Consider the following 23,834-nt stretch of genomic DNA (forward strand, 5'->3'; position numbering starts at 1 on the left):
TCCATGTTCAACAGACGACAACTCTTTGGAGCCAGCGCCGCTCTGCTCACCGCAGCCGCCTGGACGAAGACGGCGGCGATGGGCCTGCCCGACGCACCGACCATGGAATCGGCGGACATGCAGCCGCCACTCCACCCTGCCTCAGGTCCAGACTATCAGCCCGTGGTCACCCTCAACGGCTGGACCCTGCCGCACAGGATGAACAATGGCGTCAAGGAGTTCCACCTGGTCGCCGAACCGGTCGAACGCGAGATGGCAGACGGCATGACCGCCTATCTGTGGGGCTACAACGGACAGTCACCGGGACCGACGATCGAGGCGGTCGAGGGAGATCGCGTCCGCATCTTCGTCACCAACAAGCTGCCGGAGCACACGACGATCCACTGGCACGGCATGATCCTGCCCTCGGGCATGGACGGCGTCGGCGGACTGACACAGCCGCATATTCCAGTTGGCAAGACCTATGTGTACGAGTTCGACCTCGTGAAATCCGGCACCTTCATGTACCACCCGCATTCCGACGAGATGGTGCAGATGGCCATGGGCATGATGGGTTTCTTCGTGATCCATCCGAAAGATCCCAAGTTCATGCGCGTCGACCGAGACTTCGTCTTCCTGCTCAACGCCTACGACATCGACCCCGGCTCCTACGTGCCGCGGATCATGGAGATGACCGACTTCAACATGTGGTGCTGGAACAGCCGCGTGTTTCCGGACATCAGCCCGCTGGTCGTGTCGAAGAACGACAGGGTGCGGGTCCGCGTCGGCAACCTGACGATGACCAACCATCCGGTCCACATGCATGGCTACGATTTCGAGGTGACCTGTACCGACGGCGGCTGGGTGCGGCCGGAAGCGCGGTGGCCGGAGGTGAGCATCGACATCCCTGTCGGCGCGATGCGTGCCTACGAGTTCGACGCCAAGTATCTCGGCGACTGGGCGATCCACTGCCACAAGTCGCACCACACGATGAACGCCATGGGTCACGACATTCCAACCTTCATAGGTGCGGACAAATCGAAGGTCGCCGAAAAGATCAGGAAGCTGCAGCCGGAATACATGCCCATGGGCACCAAGGGCATGGCCGACATGGGCGAAATGGAAATGCCCATCCCCGAAAACACCGTTCCGATGATGACCGGCTGGGGGCCGCATGGTCCGATCGAAATGGGCGGCATGTTCTCGGTCGTGAAGGTCCGCGAGGGGATTTCGGCGGACGATTACTCAGATCCTGGCTGGTACGAAAACCCGCCCGGAACGCAGGCCTTCGAGTGGACCGGAGAACTTCCGGACGTGACCAAGGCCAAAGATGCAAAAACGCAAATCACGCCGAAGCCGACAAACGGCTGAGATCTGATCTCAACATCGAAAAGGAATTACGGATGAAAAATTATCTTATGGCATTGGCCCTCGCAGCACTCGCGTCGCCAGCACTTGCCTCCGGCAATCATGCCGGCGGCCACGGCGAGAAGATGGCTATCGGAGAACCCGGCGACAAGGCCAAGGCGACACAGACCATCCGCGTCACGATGAAGGAAACCGACGACGGAAAGATGCTGTTTACTCCCGCAGCCTTCAACGTCCGCAAGGGGCAGACGGTCAAGATCGCGATCAAGAATGCCGGAACGATCGACCACGAATTCGTGCTCGATCAGGAAGACAAGATTCTGGAGCACAAGAAGATCATGGAGAAGTTCCCGGAAATGGAACACGCCGACGCCAATTCCATCCGCCTTCCGGCTGGTCAATCCGGCGAGATCGTCTGGAAGTTCACTACCGACGGCGAATTCAAGTTCGCCTGCCTGATCCCCGGCCATTACGAAGCCGGCATGCACGGCGACGTCACCGTCGCTGGGAAATAATCCGCAAAAAGGAGCTACGAACATGAAAACTGTCATGATCAAAATCAGCGTGGCCGTCCTGCTCTCTGCCAGCGCGGCCTTTGGTGCGTTCGCCCAGGAATTCACCAAGGGTGTCGTCAACAAGGTCGACGCCAAAACGAACAAGGTGACCATCAAGCATGAGGACCTGAAGAACCTCGACATGCCTGCGATGACGATGGTTTTCCGGGTCGAAGACCCGGCTCTGCTCGAAAGGCTGAAGGAAGGTTCGAAGATCGAGTTCGTCGCCGAACGCGTGAATGGCAAGCTGACCGTCACCGAAGTAAAATAGGGGGCTCCTGCCGCCCGGTCTCGATCCGGGCGGCAGGACATCAAGGAGTGGAGACGATGCACAGGAGAAGCTTTATTACAATGGCGGCATCCGCCCTGGCGTTCCTTGGCGGAGGGACACGCGCCGCCGCGCCGGCGAAGATGACCGTCTACAAGGATCCAAACTGCGGCTGCTGTCATGAATGGTCGAAGGCGATGGCAGCGGCAGGATTTACCCTCGACGCTCGCGACACCGACGACCTTGCAGCGGTCAAGGCGCGGTTGGGCGTGCCGGCCGACATGCAGGGATGCCACACCGCCGTCGTCGAGGAATATTACGTCGAGGGACACGTGCCGCTCGAGGCCGTCCAGCGCCTGTTGCAGGAGCGACCGCCGGTCCGAGGGCTGGCCGTGCCGGGCATGCCGTCCGGCTCGTTGGGAATGGGCGACGACCCGCAGGCGTCCTATGACGTGTATGCGATCCCCTCGGGAACCGGCGCGCCATACGTATTCCTGGAGGTCCGTCCCCGGAAGGGCTGACGTCGCGATCGATCAGGCCAGAGCCGGCGGCCGATCAGGGAACCGGAGCGGAATCGCGCTGCGCCAGACTGAGACTGATCGACCGGTTGCCGCGTCGACGGCGTCGAACATGGCTGTTGAAACGAATGATCTTTAAAGCGCGCCGCATCGAATTGGATTCATGCGACGCGCTTTCGATGAGACGAACGACACGTTCGGCGCCCTCACCGAGCCCTCTTACCTCAAGGAACAAATCTCGCATGGCGATGTTGTCATTACGATAAACATAGGATCATGGGAGGAACTCATGCGGAAATCTCTTCAGTTCGTACTGGTCGGCTTGGCTGCGATAAGCGGCTTGACGATCTCGCCGACGATCGCGGCAGCGCAGGACTTGGAGTTGCGGGTCGGCCCCGGTGGCGTCGGGGTTTACGATCGTAATCTCGATCGTGACAGATATGACGGATATGATCGGCGCGGACGGCGCGGATGCGACCCGGATGATGCTCTCGACATCGCACGTAGCGAAGGACTTCGCAGAGCGCAGATCGTACGCATGTCTCCCCGCAGTATCGTCGTGCAGGGGATGACTCGCCGTGGACCGGAACGAATGACCTTTGCAAACCGCCGAGGCTGCCCGGAAATCTGACCGCGGCGTGAGCAAATGAAGTGGGACAGCTGGCCTTCGAGATCGTCGAACGGTCAGCCGTGAGCCCTTGTTTTCAAAGCGGCGGAACCTTTGGCCCCTCTGGACATTGCTGCCCATGCAGCGCCCTACTTTGGGTCGCGTGCACCTTGGAGCACCATAGGAGGATTCATCATGATGAGCGGTCAATTGAAGGCGCTTCTCGCCGTCCTTGCCGTTGCCGGCTACCAAAACAGAGACAAGATCGGAGAGCTCCTACGGGGCATCCAGAACCCCCAGCAGGCTGGCGCGGGAAACCAGCAGCCCGGCGGGCTTGGCGGCCTTCTTGGCGGACTGACCGGTTCGGGTGGTCTCGGCGGCCTTCTGGGCGGGTTGACATCAGGCAGCATCGTCAGCGGCGGTCTCGGCGATCTGCTGAAGACGTTTCAGCAGAATGGTCACGGTGACAAGGCGGAGTCGTGGGTACAGCCCGGTCCAAATGCCGACATCGATGACGGCCAGCTCGCGGAAGCACTGGGGCCGGAGGTTCTCAACGAGATCGCTGCCAATACCGGCCTTTCGCATCAAGAGATTCTTGAGCGGCTGAAGCGCGATCTTCCCAAAGCGGTCGACGACCTGACACCAAACGGAAAACTGCCCACCGCCGAAGAGGATTTTTTGTCTTCCGAGAGCCAGTTCACCACCTCCACGCGGCCCGGCACCATCTAATCACGGGCCGTCTTGAGGCACGCGTCACTCCGGAAGTCCCGCCTTGCGGTAGCCGTCAACGAAATGCTCAAGCGTCCGAGCGTCGCGGAATGGCTCGGTCGCCGCCCAGTGGCGGGTTGAAAAATGCGGGTTGGCGACGAGAAACAGTTCGGCCTCGGCGCGTGCCTCGTCGAGCCGGCCGAGTTGGGCAAGACTTGCCGCCAGGAAACGGCGTGAGCTCGTGCGATAGGTCTCGTCGTTGCGCAGCGTCTCGACAGCGGTTGCGTATTGGCCGGCAGCATATTGCGCCTGGCCGAGCGCCAGATAGTACCAGCTTGCCGGAAACGGGTTCAACCGGAAGGCCTTGGCGATATGCTCGAGGCCCTCCCCGACCCGCCCGGCCAGGACCGCGATGTCGGATAGCGCCGCGAAGGTGTCGGCCTCGTTCGGGTCGAGTTCGATCGCCTTGGCAAATTCCGCTTCCGCCTCGTCGAAGCTGCGCTCATAGGCAAGTAGATAAGCCAGTATCCAGCGGCAGCCGGCATCGTTGGGATCGATCGCGACAGCCTTGCGCGCCAGCCCCAAAGCAAGGTCACGGGTGGGTTGCGTTGGTCCGCCGCTATGCACCTCTCCCATCCAGTGGTTCATGGCAAGCCAGCGATAGGCCTCGGCATAATCAGGATCGAGGACAATCGCGCGCGTCAGCATCAGATGCGCTTCCCGCGCCGTCTGCGGCGTATCGTCCATCAGCCTGCGCGCCCGCACGCAGAGATCGTAAGCCTCGAGATTTTTGGGCCGGTTGCGCGGCGGCGGTACGCGCAGCCGGCCGAGCAGCGCCTCCACGATCTTGGCCGTCACCTCGTCCTGAACGGCAAAGATATCGTCCAGGCTGCGATCGAAGCGTTCCGCCCATAGATGATCGCCACTTGCCGCATCGACCAGTTGGGCGTTGATGCGCACCTGTCCCGCTGCCCGTCTTGCGCTACCCTGCAGCAGGTAACGCACGCCGAGTTCCTCGGCGATCTCGCGCACGTCCCTCGCCTTGCCTTTGTAGGCGAAAGCCGAGTTGCGGGCGATGACGAACAGGCCCGGCATCCTGGAGAGGTCGGTGATCAGGTCTTCGGTCAGCCCATCCGCGAAGGATTCCTGCTCGGGATCGTTGCTGATATTCACGAAGGGCAGCACTGATATCGATGGTTTGTCGGGCAGCGGCAAAGGTTTTCGTTTGACGCCGCCGAGCTGATTGATGGCACCTATGAAGCGGTAGCCGACGCGCGGAACCGTGGAGATCCATTCACCGCCGTCGGCGGCCGGACCAAGCAGCTTGCGCAGCTGTGCGATCTGGACGGTTAGGTTGCCTTCCTCGACTGATATGCCCGGCCACGCCGCGTCCATCAACTCGGCCTTGCCGAGGATTTCGCCGGATCGTTCGACGAGTGCTGCAAGCAGCTTCAGCCCGCGATGGCCGACTGCGACGGGATCATCGTTCCGAAGGAGCGTTCCCGCCACCGGATCAAGCACGAACGGACCAAAGGCAAAGCGCGATCCCTGCATGGGGCGCATCTATAATCGGTTTGGACGTTTTTGAGAACTTTTTGGGAAAGCTTAAGTACGACGCTCACCCTATCCTGCAGAATTCATCCTCTTTCAGGTGAAAGGCCCCGGCCCTTCAAACCCTATGGAGGTTGCTGTGAACGATATTTCCTGCGTGGAACCGGTTGACCTGTCGCATCGGCACTTGCACGGCACGACATCGCTGCGAGCGGAGCGGATCCCATGGGCCGCGATGGCGGGCATCATCGCGACGGTCACGGTGTTCGCCGTGGCACAGGGGCTGACCTATCCGCTGCTCAGCTTCATCCTGGAACGGCAGGGAACGACATCGGGCCTGATCGGCTTGTCGGCGGCTATGACGCCGCTCGGTTTCATTCTATCGGCGCCCTTCATTCCGGCGCTTTCGCGGCGCGTGGGTGGGGCGCGGTTGGCGATCTTGTGTTCGATCCTGGCCGCCCTCGCCCTGATTGCGATCGCCTGGACTGAGGACGTGTGGGCCTGGATGCCATTGCGCTTCCTGCTCGGCGTCTTCGCCAATCCGCTTTACGTGATCAGCGAAACCTGGCTGGTCACGATCACGCCAGCGCCGCGCCGGAGCCGGATCATGGGTCTCTATTCGTCGATCGTTTCGGGCGGCTTCGCCATCGGCCCGCTGTCGCTCTGGCTCACCGGCACTGAGGGTTGGCCGCCCTTCCTGATCGGTATTGCGGCCCTCCTCCTCTGCGGCCTGATCGTGCTTGCGGTCGTCCCACGCCTGCCTGAGATGCCTGACGAAGGCGAGGCAACATCGGTCGGCGGCTTCTTCGCACTGGCGCCGCTGCTGTTGTTCGCGGTTTTCACGGCTGCCGCCTTCGAGCAGACCCTGCTTTCCCTCTTCGCGGTCTATGGCGCAGCCCTCGGCAGCGCCGAGGGGCGTATCGCTTCGCTGATCACCTGTTTCATCGCCGGCAATGCCGTGCTGCAGATTTTGCTCGGGCGCTTGGCCGAACGGTTCAGCTCGACGCGGATGATGCTCTTCTGTGTCCTGGCTTGCCTCGCCAGTTGCCTGCTGCTGCCGTCGGCCTTCAATTCGTGGCTTATCTGGCCGCTCGTTTTCGTCTGGGGCGGGGTCTCGTTCGGGATCTACACCTTGTCGCTGATCCAGCTCGGCGAGCGTTTCACCGGCCAGGCCCTGATCGCCGGAAATGCGACCTTCGCCTTGGTATGGGGCATCGGCGGCATCGTCGGATCGCCCGCGACAGGACTGGCGATGCAACTGATCGGACATCAGGGTTTGCCATTGTCCCTTGGCCTGCTCAGCTGTGTGCTGGCGGTGTTTCTGGTGGCCAGGAGATGGCGGGGCTGATCGAGGCACTTGCTCGTGCCGCCCTGCCCCGGCTTCACCTGCCGGCCCTTTGCTCAGAAGAATTGCCATTTAATGCATAACATGTTATATAACATCCCATACAAATGGAGATCGGCATGGTCGAGGATGTGGTCCGAACGCTGGGGTTTCTGTGCATGGGCAGCCGGCTGCGGCGCATCGGAGAAAGGCTGCAGGCCGATACCCAGCAGGTCATCGACGAGGCCGGTCTCGGCATTCAGGCGGGCCAATATCCATTCCTTGCAGCGATCGATCGGTCTGGGCCGCTGACGATCGGCGAGCTCGCACAGGCGGTGGGCATCACCCAGCCCGGCGCAACCCGCACCATCGGCCAGCTTCTCGAACTCGGTTACGTCGACATGCAGCCGGCCCCGGATGATCAGCGCCGGAGACTGGTCTCGCTGACCGACAAGGGACAGGACCTCGTCGATTATTCGAAAAAGGTGATCTGGCCGCGCATCGCCGCCGCCGTTGCGGATCTCTGCGGCGATCTCGACGGGCCGATCCTCGAACAGCTCGCGGCCATCGAGGACGGGCTTGCGGCGGTGCCGCTTGCGCGCCGCAACGCCGCCAAGGAGGAAACACAATGAAACATATTCTCGACCGACCGATCTGGAGCGCGTTGGAGACCGCGCATGCCGATCTTGCCGAAGGTGGCATGTCCGCGCGGCGGTACCCACCCTCCATCGTTCCTTTCGCGGCGTCAGCCGACGATACGCCGGAGAGCCTCGACGCCCTGGAGAACCTGCCTTCGCCGGAGGAGAGCATGATTCTCGTCGAATCCGGGCCGATCGCCATTCCACCGGGTCTTGCCGTCGTCACGGAGGCATCAGTGGTCCAGATGGTTGCCGAGCGACACCATGAGAGGATTTCGGATTCTCGCATCCAGCCGCTGACGGAGGCCGATGCCGCCGACATGCTTGATTTGGCGACACTGACCAAACCTGGGCCGTTCACATTGCGAGCCCAGAGCCTCGGCAGCTTCTGGGGGATCAAGAGCGAAGGCCGCCTGGTGGCGATGGCCGGGCAACGGATGCGGCAGACAGGCTTCATCGAGCTCAGCGGGCTTTGCACCCATCCCGATTTCCAGGGACGCGGCCTCGGCACCCTGCTCTTTCGCTTCGTTGCCGGCGAAATCGCATCGAGCGGCGACACCGCCTATCTGCACGCCTATGCGGCGAACACGTCGGCCATTTCGCTCTACAAGACACATGGTTTTGCGCTTCGCGCGGAGATGAACATGCGCGTGGTCAAACGCCGTTCCTGAGCCGTGCCCACGACCTATCGCACCGGCGGCGGCAGCACTTCGAATTTCCAGAATTTTTCCGGGCTGAAATAAGTCGCGGCAAACGCGCGGATATCTGCGGCGGCGACCTTGTCGTAGCCGCTGAGATTGTCGCGTATCCGGTCTAAGCCGCGCGAATCCGTCTGAGCGCCGCGCAAATATTCAATCCAATATTCGTTACCCTGCTGCTGATGCTTCAGTGTCTCGATGATGGGTTCCCGGGCGCGCGCAAGTTCGTCCGGGGAGACATCATGCGACCGCAGATCCTCGGCGATCTCGTCGACGAGTGCGTAGAAGCGCGCGACCTTTGCCGGGTCTGTCTCGGCGTAGAAATATGCGTAGCCGTAGCCAGGGACTTCACTTGACAGGTCAGCATCGCCCTCCAGCACATAACCTGCTCCTTCTGCGATGCGAAACTGGTCGATCAACCTGTTTTGGAAAATCTGGGTGGCGAGATTGGCGGCGAAGGACCGCGGCAGGTCGGAAAGCAAATCACCAATCGGAGCCCCTACCGCGGCGGCGGCGTTATCTGCCCTGCCGTTATGGGTCTCCACAACGGGCTTCTCGTTCGTCACCGGAAAACGCACCTCGTTCCGATCGTCGCTCGACATCATCTCCGGGCGCGGCGGCAAGGCGCCAAAGGTTTCAGCCGTCAGCCGGATCGCGTCATCCACCGCCACGTCGCCGACAATGGTGATATCGATCGGGCCGTTGGAGATCATAGGTTGGAATAGCGCCTCGAAATCGTCTGGATGAGCGGCCGACAACTGCGCGCGATCGGGGAAGGTCCAGCGCGGGTCGCCCGAATGCACGAGACCTGGGAAATCGCGGCTGACAATGCCGCCGGGCGTCGCCTCATACTGATCGAGACCGCTCAAATAGGCTTGCTGCACGCGCTTGAACGCCTCGGGGCGATAGGCAGGATCGGAGGTGTATGCGGTCATGAGCTGCAGTTGCGTCGCAAGATCTTCAGTCCTTGTATGACCGTCGAACCTGAAGGAGCTGTCGCCTACCGAAAAATCGATGCTGACGATGTTGGCCGTCAGCGCTTTCTGGATATCCTGGTAATCCATGGCCTGCACGCCGGACAGCACGACGGCCGGAGATGCCCAGATCGGAGCGGAACGGTCGTGCGGCAGGTGCAGCCGACCGCCGCCGATATCTTCACGCACCAGCACTTCGTTGGCACGCAGCTTGGTTGGCTTGACGGTAAGCCGCACGCCGTTGGAAAAGCGCACCATGGTCAAGCCGAGATCGTCGATGGCGCGGCGTTCGACCACAGCGCCCGGCGCGCCGAAATGGGCGTAGGGCCAGGCGACGTCAGTTGCACTGGATAGTGCCGAGACGGCAACGGCATTTGACGCATCGTAGACTTGCCGAACCGCGTCGGCTCCGCCCTCAGGTGATTGGGCCGTCTGTAGCACGACCTGCGGACCGTTGCCGGAGAAAGCATGCTGCAGCGCCTGATTGACCTCGGCCGCCGTGACGCCGTTCGTCATCGTCTCGAACAGCGAGAGTTCTTCGGTAGGCGAGGTGAAGACTTGATCGTCATCGACGCTGCTCGCCAACATGGAAGCGACGTCGGTGGTCGTGCGCGTCGCGGCTCCGGCCGCAGCAGCCTGCAGGGCCGAGCGATAGTCGAGAATTTCGCGATCGATTTCCGCCTGCGTAGCGCCGAACTCCTGGATACGACGCTGTTCCTGGTCAATGCCCGTGAGCGCCGCCTGCCATTTGTCCGGCTCGGAGTTCGCCGCGATCAGGACGACATGAGCGGAATCGAGGAGATCTTGAGAGCCGATGCCCGCACTGATGAATGGAGCATCCGCCTTGCCGGCGATGGTGCTAACCCGGCGATTGAGCACGATGAGACCGAGATTTTCAATAAGCTCAGCGCGGCGCTTGGCGAAGGTGTCAGGCGCGGCGTCATAGAGACGTGTCCAGGCGACCTGTACGCTCGTCATGCCGCCGGGAACAACGATGAGGTTGGCGCTTTCGCCTTTCGTCACCAGCGTGCCGAGATCCGGTTTTGTCGGCGTCGGATCCACAGCCTTCCAGTCGCCGAAGCGCTGCCGGATTTCCGTTTCCATGGCGACGGGGTCGACATCGCCCACCACCACCAGCGTTGCCCGATCGGGTCGGTAATTGGCCCGGTAATAATCACGGACAAGGGCCACAGGCGCATTGCTGATGATGTCGGCTTTACCGATCGGTGCCCGCATGGTCGCGCGCTTGCCGGCGAGCAACGAATTCATGATTTCGAGCGCCGCGCGATACTGCGGCGTGTCGCGCAGCCGCTCCTCCGACAGGATGACGCCGCGTTCGCGATCGAAGGCGCCGGCGTCGAGGGTCAGCTCGCTCGCCGTTTCTCGCATCAGCATCAGGCCCGTCGAAACCGTGTCTGCATCGACCTCGGGCAGATCGAGTGCATAGACAGTCTCGTCATAAGAGGTATGGGCGTTGGTGTCCGGCCCGAAAGCCAAACCCTTGCGCTGCAAGATACGGATCATCTCCCCTTCGGCGACATGTGTCGAACCCTTGAAGGCCATGTGCTCAAGAAAATGCGCCAGACCCTGCTGGTTGTCGTTTTCGTCGAGCGAACCTGAGCCAATGCGAAAGCGGATCGCTGCCTGTCCGGGCGGCGTGACATTGCGCATAGTCGCAAACCGCATGCCGTTGGCGAGCATGCCGAAACGCACATGAGGGTCGGCTTTGATGTCGCTTTGCGTTTGTGGCCAGGGCACGGACAGGCTGTTCGCATAGGCTGGCGACGTGAAGCTTGCGACGAGGGAGACCGTCGCGAGAAACCAGCACACCGTGGAGCATTCCATTTTTTTATGAGACATTCTTGTCCAGGTGATGAGAATGAATGGGGTAGATGGCGTCAATCTGACTATTCCACAGGTTGCATTTCCCATCAACTTCCATGTGTGTAACGAATAAGAAGTAGATAACTCTGCCCAGAACAGGATGATTTTAGGCCCGGTCGGCCTAAAATCTGAATCCTGTTCTCAATTAAAGAGTTAGAGCATGATGTCGTCCGAAAACCGCTCACACTTTTCGGCATCATGCTCTAGGTGTCAGACCAATGTCATCGAACCCGCCTAAGGGATTGCGCCTCGATGCAGTCACCAGGAGGCGTTTTTCGATGGCGACATTGGAGCAGGTCGCGTTCCGAGCAGGATGCTCGCTGGCGACCGCAAGCAGGGTTCTCAACCGCAACGGACCGGCCAGCGACCTGATGGTGCGCAAGGTGCGCCGTGCGGCCGCCGAACTCGGCTATCGCCCGGCCGGTCTGTCTGCTGGGCGGCTCGGACGCAGGCCCGTCATCGGCGTGCTGATCCCGAGCATCACCAATCCGGTCTTTGCCTCGTCGCTGTCGAGCATCCAGAACCGCATGCTGGTGGCCGGGCATGGTGTCTTGATCGCCCAGTCGAATTACGATCCGGCGCGCGAGGCCGATGCCGTCGCAGCACTCTTGAACGACCGGCCGACCGGGCTGATCCTCACCGTCTGCGATCCATCCACCAGCAAGGCGCTGCTTGCGAAGCTCCCGCCGACCGTGCTGCTCAACAACCTGCCGACGGCGCAGTTTCCGGCGGCTGTTACCGCCGACAATCGCGGCGCCGGCCGCGAGATCACGACCTTCCTGATCGGCATGGGCCATCGCCGCATTCTGTTTCTCTCCGGTAATTTTGCCGCCTCCGACCGCGCCCACCTTCGCTACCGCGGTTACCTCGACGCCATGGCCGTGAGCGGGCTGACACCCCTCGATGCCGTGCAGATCCCGTTCGTCAGCGGCTATGACCAGCTCGATCTTGGCGTCGCGATGACTTCGCTTGCGCCGACGGCGATCATCGCCTCCAACGATCTGCTGGCGCTCGGCGTCATCGGCGCGCTGAAGCGCGAGGGGCTGTCGGTGCCTGGGGATGTTTCGGTCGCCGGCTTCGACGGCATCGCCATCGGCCGGCTGATCGATCCACCCCTGACGACCATTGAAATGCCGGATGCCAGCATGGGGGCAACGGCCGCCTCGCTGCTTCTCGACATGGCGGAGAATGCCGCCCCTGCCCGTCATCTCGATGTCGCCTATACGCTTCGCCGCGGCGGCACCGTGCGCGCCATCTGACGCTTGCGAAACAAGAAGGCCGCCACGCGCTCGGCGTGGCGGCCTTGCCCTGTTCCCAATCGGGAAGCCGATCAGCTGCGCGGCAGCATGCCCTCGACATCGGCGGCTGCGTCATCGAGCGCTTCCTTCGGCTCGGCCGACTGGTCGACGATGCGCGAGAGATTGTCGACGATCGTCTGCGTGACCTTGACGCCGTTCGAGCCTGGGAAGGCATACCAGGGGATCATCACCGGCATCTGGCTGAGGCCTGCCTGGAACAGCGGGTTCTGCTTGTAGAAATCGCCGAGATAATCGGCCGACTTTGCGGCGAGTTCGTTGTTCGGGACATAACCGGTGCCGGGCACGACGACGGAAGCGCCATAAGGGCCGGCGGCGAATTTGGCGAACTTCCAGGCGGCATCCTGCTTGGCGGCGTCATGCGTCAGGATGACGACGGCGTTGCCGCCGGTCGGCAGGCGGCCATTCACCGGATCGATCAATGGGATCTTGGCGGTGCGCAGATCGAATTTGTTGCCGACATTCTTGATCGTGTTGCGCAGCGCGCCTGTGGTCTGGAATTCGAAACCGACCTTGCCGGCTGCGAAAGCCTGTTCGCCGGCGGCCTTGGTGAACACAGGCATGCCGCCCTCGGTGACCAGGCGATGCAGGACCTCGACGGCCTTCTGACCTTCCGGGCCGTTGAAGGCGACCTTGCTTTCGTCGTCGCTCAGCATCTTGCCGCCGGCCCCGAAGAGCAGTGCCGAAAACATCCAGTCATCACCCTGCCAACGGAAATCGATGCCGTCGACGCCATCGCCGAGCGCCTTGATCTTGCCGCCGAGCGCGATGACCTCATCCCAGGTCTTCGGCGGATTTTCTGGGTCGCCACCGGCCGCCTTCACGAGATCGGCGTTGTAATACATGATCGGGTTGGAAGTCGCGAAAGCCAGGCCCACCTGCTTGCCCTTGACCTGGGCGAGCTTGAGGATCGTGTCGGAGAAGCCCTGCTCGGCCATATTGCCGTCCTTCTGGACGAGCGGGCCGAGGTCGACGGCGATGTCGCGTTCGTCGAGCATGCGCAGGCGGTTGAGGCCGATGAAGGTGATATCGGGCATTGCGCTGGTGCCGACCTGGCGAAGGATCGTCTGGATGCCTTCTTCATAGGTCGCCGACGGGCTGGCGAACTGGATCTTGATATCGGGATTTTCTTCCATGAACTTCTTCGAGATCGTATCCATCACGTCTTTGAAGAAGCCCGGCATCGGGTAATGAACCGTCAGCGTCGTCTCGGCATGCGCGGGAAGCGCGATTGCCATCGAGACGGCCGCTGCGGCGAGAAGCTGGGTGATATGTTTCATCGCTCGTTCTCCTGGGTTGAAACCGGTCAGCCTTTGAGACCGGTCATGGTGATGCCCTCGACGAAGCGCTTCTGCGCAAGCAGGAAGGCGATGACGAGGGGAAGGGTAATGATGAGGGTCGCCGCCATCAGCGCGCCGTAGTCGTCGCCGGCCTCGGCGGCGCGGAAATACATCAGACCGAGCGGCGGCGTAGCGTAGTCCTGCTTGCTGATGACAATCAGCGGCCAGTAGAGATCGTTCCAATGGGCGACGACCGAAAAGATGGCGAAGGCGGTGACCGCCGGCCAGGCATTCGGCACGATGACGCGGGCGACAATGCCGAGTTCCGACATGCCGTCGAGACGCGCGGCATGGATGAGATCATCCGGCATGGCGCGGAAGAACTGCAGGAACATGAAGATCGCAAAGACCGAAATGGTGAAGGGCGCGACAAGGGCGGCATAGCTGTTGAGCAGCGAGGCGCGGTCGAAAGCGACATAGAGCGGCAGCGCGGTCGCGTGGATCGGCACCAGCAGGCCGAGCATGACAAGCACCATCATGGCGCGGGCGGCGCCGAAGCGCAGCTTTGCCATGGCATAGGCGCAAGGGATCGCCACCAGTACCTGGAAGAAGAAGATCAGCCCGCAGACGACGACGCCGTTCCACAACAGCTGCGCCATCGGCACTCGGCTCAAGGCCTTGGCGAAATTCTCGGCATAGGTGAAGTGCGCCGGGATCAACGACAGCGACGAGGTGAAGATGTCGCTTTGGGCTTTGCCTGCCGTCGAGATCATGAAGACATAGGGCGACAGGAAGATGATCGCGCCTAAGGAAAGCAAGGTGAGACGGATGATCCTGCCGAGGGAAAAAGCGCTCGTCATCATGTGTAATGCACCCGGCGGTCGAGAATGCGGTACTGCAGGAACATCAGCACCACCAGTATCAGGAGGAAAACCACCGTCATCGCCGAGGCATAACCGACGCGCAGGTAGACGAAGCCCTCCTGGTAGATCGTAAAGAGCAGCACCTCCGACGCCTTGTTCGGGCCGCCCTCGGTCAGAGTCTTCACCGTTTCGAAGACCTTGACTGAATTGGTGATACTGATGGTGATGACGAAGAGCGTCGTCGGCCCGAGCATCGGCCAGGTGACGAGCAGAAAACGGTCGAGGGAGGATCTGGCGCCATCCACCTCGGCTGCCGCGTAAAGCTCGCGCGGGATCGCCGTCAGCCCGGCGAGGAACAGCACCATGTTGAAGCCGGCCGATTGCCAGACGCCGATGATCGAGAGGCTGTAGAGCACCGTGCCGGAGCTGCCGAGCCAGTTCGGGCCTGGAAGCCCGACGAGGGCGAGCAGCGCATTGAGCGGGCCGATTGTGGGGTGGAACATATATTGCCAGACGGTCGCCATGGCGACGATCAGCGAAGCGACCGGCAGAAAATAGGCGGTGCGGAAGAAGCTGCGCGCCTTAGTCTCACTCTCGATCAGCATGGCGATGCCGAGGCCGAGAAGGATCGAGACCGGTGCGACGAGCGCCGTGTACACCGTCGTATTCCACAGCGACTTGCGAAACGTCCGGTCGGTGATCAGGTGCGCGTAATTCTCGAAGCCGACGAAACGGAACTTACCGTAGCCGAGTTCGAAATCGGTGAAGCCGAACACGATGACTGATACAACCGGCAAAAGCACGAAGAGGAACAGCAGGATCATAGCCGGCATCACCAGCATCCAGGCGATGCGGGCCTCGCTGCGCCGATGCGCAACGGCGGCATCGTGCGGCACGCCCATGGAGACGACGCTAGCCATGCGCCCTCTCCCGCTGGGCATCGCTTATTGCGAGCCCGGCATCACCCGTTGCAACACCGCCGGCCAGCCGGCTGCCGTCCTCGGCAAAGATCAGCGTGCGGCCGGGCGAAAGCCGCAGCCCGACCGGATCGCCGGCCACAAGGCCGGAGGCTTCCGACGGTTGAACCTTGGCAACGATAGTCTCGCCGATCGCCTCGAGCCGGCAATGGAGGATGACTTCGGAGCCCAGGAATTCGACGCGTTCGATCCGGGCGGCAAGGCCGTCATGCCGGTTCTTGGACAGAAAGACGAATTCAGGGCGGATGGCGAGCGTGACCGGCATCTTCCCGTCGTGCGTATTTTGAAGCGTCAGGCGCAGGCCGCCGCAGAGAATGACGCCGCCTTCGGCAAAGGCCGGCAGCAGATTGATGCGCGGCTGGCCGATGAAGCGGGCGACCTCGATATGGGCTGGATCATCGTAGATGACCTCGGGGCTGGCGATCTGCAGCAATTTTCCGCCCATCATCACGGCGACACGGTCGGCCATGGAAAGCGCTTCCGCCTGGTCGTGGGTGACATAAAGCGTCGGCACGCCGGCGCGACGATGCAGGTCGACGATCTCGCCGCGGGCATGAACGCGTAGATTGGCATCCAGATTGGAGAGCGGTTCGTCCATCAGGAAGATGCTCGGCTGGCGCACCATGGCGCGGGCAAGCGCCACTCGCTGACGCTGGCCGCCCGACATCTGGCCGGGCTTGCGGTCAAGCAGATGATCGATCTTCAGCGACGTCGCCATTTCCCTGACGTCACGGGCGATCGCCCTGCGGGTGGCGCGCTGGCCCGGCATCAATGACCCGATGAAGGGCAGCCGCTGCATCCTCGACAGCCGGCGCATCGCCAAGGGCACGGCGATGTTCTCAGAGGCCGTCAGATGCGGATAAAGCGCGTAGGACTGAAAGACCATGGCGATGTTGCGATCGGCGGCCGCAACGCCGGACATATCCTGCCCGCCGATCAGGATCTCTCCCTGGTCGGCGTGGTCGAGGCCGGCAAGGACGCGCAACAGCGTGCTCTTGCCGCAGCCGGAAGGGCCGACCAGCGCGATGAATTCGCCGGCGGCGACATCCAGGCTGACGCCATCAAGGATCTGGTTGCCGCCGAAAGCCTTGGTGATGCCGCGAAGCGAGAGCGCGCTCATTCGACGGGTTCCCGCTGTTTGACCGCCTGGGGGTAGACTTCATGCACGACATCGTCGAGCACATGCGCGGTCATGCCGGGAACGGCGACGATCGTGCTTTCGACTGCCGTATCGAACTCGTGGACGACCGCGCCGATCAGGCGCTCGCCCGGCATCTCGCGCTCCATCTTGTCGATGATGAAGGCGGCCGAGGGACCCCATATCAGCTGGGTGTTGTCAAAGCGCCCCTGCCAGGCCCAGTGGAGATGGCCGCTCGCAAACAGCGCCACGTCATGGGCAGCAATCAGATCATAGAGCCGCCGACGCTGAGCCGGGCGAACGCTCCAATATCCGGTATCGCCTTCGTCGGGTGCATCGACGAACAGCGGCTTGTGCGCGAACAACGCTACGCGCCGCCCTGCCCTGCCGGACAGCGACTGATCGAGCCATTCGAACTGCGCCTCCTCTTCGTCATCCTCACGGCCGAGAAGCAATGAGTTCAACCCGATGAAGCGCCAGCCAGCCGAATCCTCCAGCCAGCGGTCGTCGCCGGCAAGGCTGCGCCAGCGAGATAGCCGCTCGGCATTGACGGGCTGGTCCGATCCTTTGAGATGACCGACATCGTGATTGCCGGGGACGATCAGCATCGGGATCGACACCTGACGCATCAGGTCCATCGAGAAGGTGATATCCGCGTCCTTGTCGGCGCCATCGACGGTGAGATCGCCGGTATGGACGATCAGGTCCGCGCCGGTCTCTTCGATCCAGCTCAGAAGCGGCGCCCAGTTGCCGTTGAAATGCGGCTTATCGGGGCTGAAATGGGTGTCGGTGATCTGAATGATTTTCATGGAGGCGCGTCTCCGAGACCTCGGCAGCGCCTCACCGGCGCTCCCTTCTCGTGCCCTCTCTAGAAGGCTCCCATGTCAATCACACAGCTGAAGTTTTCAGCTGTTTCTCAGTTCTGACATCAATCTGTCATGCTGGTGAAGACCGCCTGCCGGAACCGGGACAGCCTTCACCTGTATTTGGAATTAAGAATACGCAATTGCGTTGCAATCAGTGCCGTGGTGCGTTGGCGGGAATGGACGATACCGTTGCCGAGACTGGGTCGCTTGCAGGAAAGCTGTCCTCGAGGCCTTCATCGAGTTCCTCTTCCAACGTTTGCCTGTCGCCGGCCGAGCGCGCACTCGGCTGGCCGATCAAGCCCTTGCTGCCTTCGTCGAAATTGCCGTTGCTCAAGGCATCGTAACGGTTGATGCTGCCGTCTGCTTCCCCGCCGGCAAAGGCGGTCAGCTGAACCATCATGACCTTGGCGCGGTCGACCGCCGTCGTATCATCGAGTTCGCCATGGGAGTTGTCGATTTTGACGGAAATCGACTCTCCTCCCTCGCCCAGGAATTCGACGGTAAAGATGTCGCCGGCCTGTGTGACCCGAGTATCGATCAGCTGCATGGAAACCTCCTATGTTGATGCACCTCAACGGCCTTCTAGGTCCCGGAGTTCCACGGCGACGCCATTTCCACTGAAGCAGACGGGTCATCGAGCAATGGGCCAGCTCGGAACAAAAAACGCCTATGCGAGTTCACACGCAGTTCAACAGGTCGCATCCATGCCGAAATTGCCGCTGTCGCCTTCCGAGAAACGCTCATTCTCCACTATTCCCACAGATCAGAAACTCGCTTTGATATCGAGCTATTCGGAGGCGCTGCGTAAGCTCGCCAGATCGACTGAGGCAGTCGGACGGGCCGATATGCTGCCGAAATTGATCCAGGTGGCGGACGGACTGGACGGTCTGGCAACCGCGATTGCCGAGACGGAGGCCGGAACCGAGGTGATGGCGCGCACGGCGCGGCTGATCCGGGCAACCGAGGGGATGCTGGCGTCGATGTCCTCGTCATCAGTCATCCATTAAATGTCACCCTTTCGCGAGTGACGGCATGGAGGTGCGGCGACGCTCCTTGCTCTTAAACCTTATGGTTAATTTATTAATAATTCGGGGTTTATAAACGGAACTAGACGGCCTTTCCGAGTGTTGATGGTGCGCCGTGGAGGAACCCTGATGATCCTGAAAATCCTTGCCCCCAAGATCGACGCTGATTGTCATGACACCGGCACCTGGCCCGATGGGATCTTCGCCGAAAACCGGATCGATCTTTCCGCTCGCCGCGACGGCCGCCGTCGCTCGCCGCATGAGCGCGACTACGCCAATGACAGGAAAGTGGAAAATCTGCCGCTCGGGTTTGTCTGACCGTCCCGGGCGTGGCGCGTCACAGCCTGCGAAAGACCAGAACGCCTGATGCCGGCAGCACGGCATTGAGCACTCCCGCCGTGGCTCTGATTCTTCCGCCGCCATTGCCGACGTTCCAGCCGCCATATGTGTCAGCATCGGTGTTGAAGATCTCCTCCCAGAGATCGTCTCCCAGCCGTTCGCTGTGCAGCCGATAGCCGTGTTCGAAGGAAGCGTCGTTCAGCGACCCCACGACGAGGAAATCCTCGCCGTCGTTCCATCGATGAAACGCGATCACCCGATTTTCGTCGTGAACCAGGGGAATGTCGATGTTGCGGGAGCGAATGGCATCCTGATGGACGCTGAGCGCGATCAGATCGCGATAACAGCTGAGCATCCCTGCCCCGCTACCATCAGCTTCGCCGAGAATATTCTCGCGGTTGTCGAGGAAATCATTGTAGCGATAGGGCTTCTGGGCGCCGATTTCCTCGCCCATGAAAAACATCGGCGTCCCCGGCGATAGCAGCGTCATCGCCGCCGCGAACCTGGATCTCGCCTCCGCCCATGCCCTGGTCTCGCCGATGATCGGCGCGAAATTGACGGCGATAACAGCGGTTCGCGCCGATCCCTCGCGATTGCCGCAATCGTCATGCGACTGGTTGTAGACCACCTTGGATCGCGCGCTCGTTTGCAGCGCGCCGGCAAGAGACGACATGGTCAGCGCCCGCTTGTCCCCGAAACCGGCATTCTTCAACAGCTGCGCCTGAGCGCCGCCGTGATATTCGACGAGGTTGTGATGAAAATCGCCGTACCAGGTCGCATCGAAGCCGAGCCCGTCGCCGGTCAGGCTCGGCTCGGTCATCGCCGACCAGTCCGAATAATCCTCGGCCGTCAGGAAAAGCTGCGGTTTGATCAGCCGCATCGTGCGGGTCCACTGCTTCAGAAACTTGGCCCCGAAGGCAGCGGCCCGATCGGCGCGCCGGCCATCGGCATGCCGGACCGGATATTGGTGGATCGAACTTGTCTGATCGAGGCGGAAACCATCGATATGGCAGACGGAGACGAGAAATGCCGCGCTGGAGATAAAAAGCTGGCGCACGGCTTCCTCATCGAAGCGGGGCGCCCATCCCGTGGAGATGTTGTCGATGTAGCCGCCTGTCGGATCGGCGTAATCGCCGGGAGTTCCCTCATACCAATAATAGATATTGCGGGTGTGATCGTTGGAATCATAGGCCCATTGCGCCCGCTCGCCGTCCGGATCGAAGTGATTGTAACAAACATCAAGGATGACGGCGATGCCACGCTGGTGGCAGATCTTGACGAACATCTTCAGCCGGTCGGTGCCGCCAGCCCCCTGGTCGGCGGCAAAGAAATGCGACGTGCCGTAACCCCAGTTGGCCCGCGTTTCGAATTCCGCAATCGGCAGCAGTTCCACTGCGTTGACGCCGAGTGCCGACAGATGCTCGATGAAGGCGATGGCATCGTCAAGCGTGCCGGGCGCGGCCTTGCCGAAACCGAGTGCGCCGACGTGCAATTCGTAGATCACCAGATCCTCGAACCGCTCCGGAAGTGCTTGGCCGCCAACGAATTCGTCAGCCCAGAACGTCTCGGCGGCAAGCTCCTGCCCGGATGGAAGAACGACCCGCTTCGGATCGCAGACGACCGAGCAGCTCTGCGGTCCGTCCAATGCCGCCGGCGATCCGTGGTAGGCGGCTCCGTCGGGATCGAAGTCTCCGGCGCCGATCTGCATGAGGGACCAGATATCCGTGCGGTAGGCGAGCGACCCATCGTCCCTGGTGATGCGGTACATATAGGGCGTGCCGACCATGCTGTCGAAATCGGAAAGGCCGTGGTCCTCGCCGGTTTCAACGCTCCAGAATCCATCAACGGTCTTTCGCATCCCGATGGTTGCCACCGTTCCGGTGCCGTCATCGGCGATGTAACCGATGGCGGGATCGGCAAGCACGAGCGAAACGGCCCTGGCGTTCGGCGCCCAGACCGAAAAGCGGATGCCGTCAGCACCGTTGCGCCTCTCAACCCGGCTTGCCCCCAGACGGCCGATCCATGTCAGATAATAGGTCTGCGGCGCTATCCCCTGCTGGAGATCGAAGGCGCGTTCGCGGCGCGTCGAGGCCTCGTCGTCCAATTCGGCGGCGATCGCCCAAAGGCCTGGAATGCCGGGCCGATCCAACTCGACCCCCCAGCGAAAATGCGTGCCGATCTCGGCATCGGGAAAAGAAACCCTGGCGACGAAGACATCATAACCATCCTCGTCGCGAGAGCGCTGCATTGGGTGAGACGTCCAATCGCTCGAGGGTCGGCCCTGCTCGTCCCAACTGCCGCGGAGACGGACATTGTCGAACGCCGTCGACGGCAAGCCGCTGCGAAACCGGAACTGAACATTAACGGTCATCGGATCCTCCGGGCCATGTTGGACTTCGCCAGATTCTGCCTATGCGTCTGTTTCACTGGGTCATGGTCGGCCGGCTGGATGCAAAAATGCAAGCACAGATTCGGTATTAAGACCGATCCGGCGCGGGCCACATTCAGGACAATTTATCATGGTTAACGGGCAGCACTGCACGGCCCTCCTCGTGTATTAAATCGAATTGGCATCAGAAATGTGAAGAATAAATTCCCATCGCCAATTCCCTCATAAACTGGGAGAAAAACTTTGGCTCAAGCCGTTAGAATAAACGATATTATTCGTTCCTTTGGAATTGACACGCATATCGACTACACCGACGGAAAATATTCCAATGTCGGAGAAGTTGTTAAGGCTCTCGACTATCTTGGCCTTGATACCGTTCGCGATCACGCCCCCAACTCCGCCTCCGATCCCAACGGCCAAACGCATCTCGGCGATGCCGCGGAAGCCGGCGTGCAATTCGTTTTCAGCGCCCAGCGCGAAGTCGACCCCGCCACTGTCGCCCAGCGGCTGCATGCCTTCGTGCAAGCCCATCCCGGATCGGTCGTCGGCATCGAAGGTCCGAACGAAGTCAATAACTGGCCGGTCAGCTATCATGGGCTGAGCGGCCAGGCAGCAGCAGTCGCCTATCAGAAGGACCTGTCTGCCGCGGTCAACGCCGATCCCTTGCTGAAGAATATCCCAGTCCTCGGCTTTACCGGATATACGGTCGCTTCGGCCTCCGACTACACGACGATCCACACCTATGCGAAGGATGGCGACCAGCCATTCTCGTGGCTTTCCCGAGAATCCGGCGTTCAGCGCGCTGCCGATCCGGGCAAGCCACTGGCGATCACCGAAACCGGTTACCACACCTCGCTCACCGCCGACACCAATGGCGGTTGGGAAGGCGTCAGCGAAGCGACGCAGGCAAAGCTCCTGCTCAATACGCTGATGGACGGTGCGGCCCTCGGATCGAAAAAGACATTCATCTACGAGCTGCTGGACGCCTATTCCGATCCGCAGGGCACCAACCAGGAGCGGCATTTCGGTCTCTTTCATCTCGACTATTCAGCCAAACCGGCTGCAACGGCGATCCACAATCTGACCGCCATCCTTGAAGACGACGGCGCAACGAAGGCGAGCTTCAGCGCGGGAACACTCAATTATTCGATCGACGGTCTGCCGTCGTCGGCCCGCAGCCTGTTGACGGAAAAATCGGACGGAAGCTACCAGATCATCGTCTGGAACGAGCCAGATATCTGGAACCAGTCCTCCGACACAGCCATTCAGGCCGCGACAACAGCCGTCAAAGTCAATCTCGGGGCCTCGTTCGGCTCCGTTAAGGTCTTCGACCCCGTGACCGGAACGACGGCGATCAAAAGCCTCAGCAACGTGTCGTCGCTGACGCTCGATGTCACCGATCATCCCTTGATCATCGAGGTAGCAGGCAGCGGCGCCAGCACGCCGCCGGCCACCAACCATCTCTATGGCGGCGCCGGCAACGACACCTTCACCGTGACCAATGCGAACCAGATCGTCGACGAAAGCCGGGGCGGCGGAACGGATACCGTAAAGGCTTCGATCAGCTTCAGCCTGGCCGATCAGAAGCATACGGTCGGAATGATCGAAAACCTCACCTTGACCGGGACGGCCAATCTCAGCGCGACAGGCAACAATACGGCCAACATTCTCACGGGCAACGACGGAAACAATTTTCTCAACGGCGGGAAAGGGAACGACCGATTGATCGGCGGGCTTGGCAATGACAAGCTGATCGGCAAGACCGGTGCTGACGTTCTCACGGGCGGAGGCGGAGGCGATTCCTTCGTCTTCGATGTGAAGCCCAGCAATACCAGCGTTGACAAGATCGTCGATTTCTCTTCAGCCGCAGGCGATAAGCTGGTGTTCGACGACGCTGTCTTCACCGGGCTCAAGCCATCGAGCTTTTCGGCCGAGAATTTCGTTCTGGGAACGAAGGCGCTCGAGGCTGATGACAAGCTGATCTACGATCAGGCCAGCGGCATTTTATCCTATGATGCGGATGGAAGCCCAGCAGGCGGGGCAATCCATGTCGCCGATCTCGACAATTCCGCCGCACTTCACTTCAAAGATCTCCTGCTTGTCTGAGCCGGTCGGCTCGTCTCATTGCGGGGGCCGGCCTGCAGCGTCACGGGCGGTCGCATCCCCCCTCTTGCCGGAGCCTAAATCCCGGCCACATTCTCCGTTGACGCCACTCGTGCCGCAACGGAGAAGCCTTTGCCCTGGATCGCCTATATCGTCCATTTCATCGCCGCGGCATTTCTGACCAACGGCATCCCGCATTTCGTCGCCGGGGTCAGCGGCCGGCGCTTCCGCATCCCCTTCGCGCAAGGGGCAAAGCTCGGCTCACCGACGGCGAATGTCGTGTGGGGCTGGGCGAATTTCCTCATCGCCTTCCTGCTCTTTGCCAATATCGGGCCGCTCTATATCGGCACGCCGGGTGACACGATCTTCGTGGCAGCGGGCATGCTCGTTGCCGGCATCCTGCTTGCCCGTATTTTCGAGGGTGACGTTTGAGATAACTAACTTGCATGATGATAGTCACTGCTGTA

At 61.2% G+C, this 23,834-nt stretch carries 23 protein-coding genes; 14 read left to right on the forward strand and 9 right to left on the reverse strand.

What is annotated here, in order from left to right; all coding sequences use genetic code 11:
* Positions 1–3 precede the first annotated feature (3 nt).
* The 6 genes from FFM53_RS01425 (at position 4) to FFM53_RS01450 (ending at position 4,023) form a co-directional block, all read left to right on the forward strand.
* Positions 4–1,350: a multicopper oxidase family protein gene (locus FFM53_RS01425; protein WP_138389173.1), complete on the forward strand. Its 1,347-nt coding sequence runs from the start codon at positions 4–6 to the stop codon at positions 1,348–1,350.
* Positions 1,351–1,382: 32 nt separating this feature from the next.
* Positions 1,383–1,862, forward strand: a complete 480-nt coding sequence (locus tag FFM53_RS01430) for a cupredoxin domain-containing protein (RefSeq protein WP_138329455.1) — start codon at positions 1,383–1,385, stop codon at positions 1,860–1,862.
* Between the two features lie 22 nt (positions 1,863–1,884).
* Positions 1,885–2,172 carry a copper-binding protein gene (locus tag FFM53_RS01435; RefSeq protein WP_138389174.1) on the forward strand — a complete coding sequence of 96 codons (288 nt, stop codon included), beginning with the start codon at positions 1,885–1,887 and terminating at the stop codon, positions 2,170–2,172.
* 56 nt (positions 2,173–2,228) lie between these two features.
* A complete protein-coding gene (locus FFM53_RS01440; RefSeq protein ID WP_138389175.1) occupies positions 2,229–2,690 on the forward strand; it encodes a DUF411 domain-containing protein in 462 nt (153 codons plus the stop codon).
* 286 nt (positions 2,691–2,976) lie between these two features.
* Entirely contained in the window at positions 2,977–3,318 is a 342-nt protein-coding gene (locus tag FFM53_RS01445; RefSeq protein WP_138389299.1) for a hypothetical protein, read from the forward strand.
* Positions 3,319–3,489: 171 nt separating this feature from the next.
* A complete protein-coding gene (locus tag FFM53_RS01450; protein ID WP_138389176.1) occupies positions 3,490–4,023 on the forward strand; it encodes a YidB family protein in 534 nt (177 codons plus the stop codon).
* A gap of 24 nt (positions 4,024–4,047) precedes the next feature.
* On the opposite strand, the gene FFM53_RS01455 is transcribed toward FFM53_RS01450, so the two are convergent.
* Complete coding sequence (locus tag FFM53_RS01455; protein ID WP_138389177.1) at positions 4,048–5,556, reverse strand: winged helix-turn-helix domain-containing tetratricopeptide repeat protein; 1,509 nt, start codon at positions 5,554–5,556, stop codon at positions 4,048–4,050.
* 124 nt (positions 5,557–5,680) lie between these two features.
* Between FFM53_RS01455 and FFM53_RS01460 the strand changes: the two genes are divergently transcribed.
* The 3 genes from FFM53_RS01460 (at position 5,681) to FFM53_RS01470 (ending at position 8,186) form a co-directional block, all read left to right on the forward strand.
* The gene (locus FFM53_RS01460; RefSeq protein ID WP_138389178.1) at positions 5,681–6,901 is read left to right on the forward strand and encodes an MFS transporter; all 1,221 of its coding nucleotides are present in this window, start codon (positions 5,681–5,683) and stop codon (positions 6,899–6,901) included.
* Positions 6,902–7,017: 116 nt separating this feature from the next.
* Positions 7,018–7,509 carry a MarR family winged helix-turn-helix transcriptional regulator gene (locus tag FFM53_RS01465; protein WP_138389179.1) on the forward strand — a complete coding sequence of 164 codons (492 nt, stop codon included), beginning with the start codon at positions 7,018–7,020 and terminating at the stop codon, positions 7,507–7,509.
* Positions 7,506–8,186: a GNAT family N-acetyltransferase gene (locus FFM53_RS01470; protein ID WP_138389180.1), complete on the forward strand. Its 681-nt coding sequence runs from the start codon at positions 7,506–7,508 to the stop codon at positions 8,184–8,186. The genes FFM53_RS01465 and FFM53_RS01470 overlap by 4 nt, the downstream gene beginning before the upstream one ends.
* 14 nt (positions 8,187–8,200) lie before the next feature.
* Here the strand turns inward: FFM53_RS01470 and FFM53_RS01475 are convergent, their stop codons facing one another.
* Positions 8,201–11,047 carry a M16 family metallopeptidase gene (locus FFM53_RS01475; protein ID WP_210273015.1) on the reverse strand — a complete coding sequence of 949 codons (2,847 nt, stop codon included), beginning with the start codon at positions 11,045–11,047 and terminating at the stop codon, positions 8,201–8,203.
* Between the two features lie 302 nt (positions 11,048–11,349).
* On the opposite strand from FFM53_RS01475, the gene FFM53_RS01480 reads away from it, so the two are divergent.
* On the forward strand, positions 11,350–12,330 hold the full coding sequence (locus tag FFM53_RS01480) for a substrate-binding domain-containing protein (protein ID WP_138329464.1): 981 nt from the start codon (positions 11,350–11,352) through the stop codon (positions 12,328–12,330).
* Between the two features lie 71 nt (positions 12,331–12,401).
* On the opposite strand, the gene FFM53_RS01485 is transcribed toward FFM53_RS01480, so the two are convergent.
* From FFM53_RS01485 to FFM53_RS01510, 6 genes are all read right to left on the reverse strand, one after another.
* On the reverse strand, positions 12,402–13,667 hold the full coding sequence (locus FFM53_RS01485; RefSeq protein WP_138389182.1) for an ABC transporter substrate-binding protein: 1,266 nt from the start codon (positions 13,665–13,667) through the stop codon (positions 12,402–12,404).
* A gap of 26 nt (positions 13,668–13,693) precedes the next feature.
* Positions 13,694–14,530, reverse strand: coding sequence for a carbohydrate ABC transporter permease (locus FFM53_RS01490; protein WP_129420921.1), 837 nt, complete (start codon positions 14,528–14,530; stop codon positions 13,694–13,696).
* Positions 14,527–15,450 carry a carbohydrate ABC transporter permease gene (locus FFM53_RS01495; RefSeq protein WP_138389183.1) on the reverse strand — a complete coding sequence of 308 codons (924 nt, stop codon included), beginning with the start codon at positions 15,448–15,450 and terminating at the stop codon, positions 14,527–14,529. The genes FFM53_RS01490 and FFM53_RS01495 overlap by 4 nt, the downstream gene beginning before the upstream one ends.
* Positions 15,443–16,627: an ABC transporter ATP-binding protein gene (locus tag FFM53_RS01500; protein ID WP_138389184.1), complete on the reverse strand. Its 1,185-nt coding sequence runs from the start codon at positions 16,625–16,627 to the stop codon at positions 15,443–15,445. Before FFM53_RS01500 ends, FFM53_RS01495 begins: the two co-directional genes overlap by 8 nt.
* A complete protein-coding gene (locus FFM53_RS01505) occupies positions 16,624–17,454 on the reverse strand; it encodes a metallophosphoesterase family protein (RefSeq protein WP_138389185.1) in 831 nt (276 codons plus the stop codon). Before FFM53_RS01505 ends, FFM53_RS01500 begins: the two co-directional genes overlap by 4 nt.
* Positions 17,455–17,662: 208 nt before the next feature.
* Entirely contained in the window at positions 17,663–18,058 is a 396-nt protein-coding gene (locus FFM53_RS01510) for a hypothetical protein (protein ID WP_138389186.1), read from the reverse strand.
* A 157-nt stretch (positions 18,059–18,215) separates the two neighbouring features.
* Here FFM53_RS01510 and FFM53_RS01515 point away from each other — a divergent pair, with 157 nt between their 5' ends.
* Positions 18,216–18,518, forward strand: a complete 303-nt coding sequence (locus tag FFM53_RS01515) for a hypothetical protein (protein WP_173883525.1) — start codon at positions 18,216–18,218, stop codon at positions 18,516–18,518.
* Between the two features lie 147 nt (positions 18,519–18,665).
* Positions 18,666–18,854: a hypothetical protein gene (locus FFM53_RS01520; RefSeq protein ID WP_138329471.1), complete on the forward strand. Its 189-nt coding sequence runs from the start codon at positions 18,666–18,668 to the stop codon at positions 18,852–18,854.
* Between the two features lie 19 nt (positions 18,855–18,873).
* On the opposite strand, the gene FFM53_RS01525 is transcribed toward FFM53_RS01520, so the two are convergent.
* Positions 18,874–21,246, reverse strand: coding sequence for an alpha-amylase family glycosyl hydrolase (locus FFM53_RS01525; protein WP_138389188.1), 2,373 nt, complete (start codon positions 21,244–21,246; stop codon positions 18,874–18,876).
* A 261-nt stretch (positions 21,247–21,507) separates the two neighbouring features.
* On the opposite strand from FFM53_RS01525, the gene FFM53_RS01530 reads away from it, so the two are divergent.
* Entirely contained in the window at positions 21,508–23,370 is a 1,863-nt protein-coding gene (locus FFM53_RS01530; protein ID WP_138389189.1) for a calcium-binding protein, read from the forward strand.
* 129 nt (positions 23,371–23,499) lie between these two features.
* Positions 23,500–23,799, forward strand: a complete 300-nt coding sequence (locus FFM53_RS01535) for a hypothetical protein (protein ID WP_138329474.1) — start codon at positions 23,500–23,502, stop codon at positions 23,797–23,799.
* The last annotated feature ends 35 nt before the right edge of the window (positions 23,800–23,834 follow it).

The sequence above is a fragment of the Rhizobium indicum genome, from assembly GCF_005862305.2.
Classification (GTDB): domain Bacteria; phylum Pseudomonadota; class Alphaproteobacteria; order Rhizobiales; family Rhizobiaceae; genus Rhizobium; species Rhizobium indicum.

Coding starts and splice junctions, on each gene's coding strand:
- FFM53_RS01515 (WP_173883525.1), top strand. CDS start 18,216: ATGCCGAAATTGCCGCTGTCGCCTTCCGAGAAACGCTCATTCTCCACT.
- FFM53_RS01445 (WP_138389299.1), top strand. CDS start 2,977: ATGCGGAAATCTCTTCAGTTCGTACTGGTCGGCTTGGCTGCGATAAGC.
- FFM53_RS01505 (WP_138389185.1), bottom strand. CDS start 17,454: ATGAAAATCATTCAGATCACCGACACCCATTTCAGCCCCGATAAGCCG.
- FFM53_RS01435 (WP_138389174.1), top strand. CDS start 1,885: ATGAAAACTGTCATGATCAAAATCAGCGTGGCCGTCCTGCTCTCTGCC.
- FFM53_RS01495 (WP_138389183.1), bottom strand. CDS start 15,450: ATGGCTAGCGTCGTCTCCATGGGCGTGCCGCACGATGCCGCCGTTGCG.
- FFM53_RS01450 (WP_138389176.1), top strand. CDS start 3,490: ATGATGAGCGGTCAATTGAAGGCGCTTCTCGCCGTCCTTGCCGTTGCC.
- FFM53_RS01470 (WP_138389180.1), top strand. CDS start 7,506: ATGAAACATATTCTCGACCGACCGATCTGGAGCGCGTTGGAGACCGCG.
- FFM53_RS01440 (WP_138389175.1), top strand. CDS start 2,229: ATGCACAGGAGAAGCTTTATTACAATGGCGGCATCCGCCCTGGCGTTC.
- FFM53_RS01455 (WP_138389177.1), bottom strand. CDS start 5,556: ATGCAGGGATCGCGCTTTGCCTTTGGTCCGTTCGTGCTTGATCCGGTG.
- FFM53_RS01475 (WP_210273015.1), bottom strand. CDS start 11,047: ATGTCTCATAAAAAAATGGAATGCTCCACGGTGTGCTGGTTTCTCGCG.
- FFM53_RS01500 (WP_138389184.1), bottom strand. CDS start 16,627: ATGAGCGCGCTCTCGCTTCGCGGCATCACCAAGGCTTTCGGCGGCAAC.
- FFM53_RS01430 (WP_138329455.1), top strand. CDS start 1,383: ATGAAAAATTATCTTATGGCATTGGCCCTCGCAGCACTCGCGTCGCCA.
- FFM53_RS01510 (WP_138389186.1), bottom strand. CDS start 18,058: ATGCAGCTGATCGATACTCGGGTCACACAGGCCGGCGACATCTTTACC.
- FFM53_RS01425 (WP_138389173.1), top strand. CDS start 4: ATGTTCAACAGACGACAACTCTTTGGAGCCAGCGCCGCTCTGCTCACC.
- FFM53_RS01460 (WP_138389178.1), top strand. CDS start 5,681: ATGGAGGTTGCTGTGAACGATATTTCCTGCGTGGAACCGGTTGACCTG.
- FFM53_RS01480 (WP_138329464.1), top strand. CDS start 11,350: ATGGCGACATTGGAGCAGGTCGCGTTCCGAGCAGGATGCTCGCTGGCG.
- FFM53_RS01525 (WP_138389188.1), bottom strand. CDS start 21,246: ATGACCGTTAATGTTCAGTTCCGGTTTCGCAGCGGCTTGCCGTCGACG.
- FFM53_RS01465 (WP_138389179.1), top strand. CDS start 7,018: ATGGTCGAGGATGTGGTCCGAACGCTGGGGTTTCTGTGCATGGGCAGC.
- FFM53_RS01485 (WP_138389182.1), bottom strand. CDS start 13,667: ATGAAACATATCACCCAGCTTCTCGCCGCAGCGGCCGTCTCGATGGCA.
- FFM53_RS01520 (WP_138329471.1), top strand. CDS start 18,666: ATGATCCTGAAAATCCTTGCCCCCAAGATCGACGCTGATTGTCATGAC.
- FFM53_RS01490 (WP_129420921.1), bottom strand. CDS start 14,530: ATGATGACGAGCGCTTTTTCCCTCGGCAGGATCATCCGTCTCACCTTG.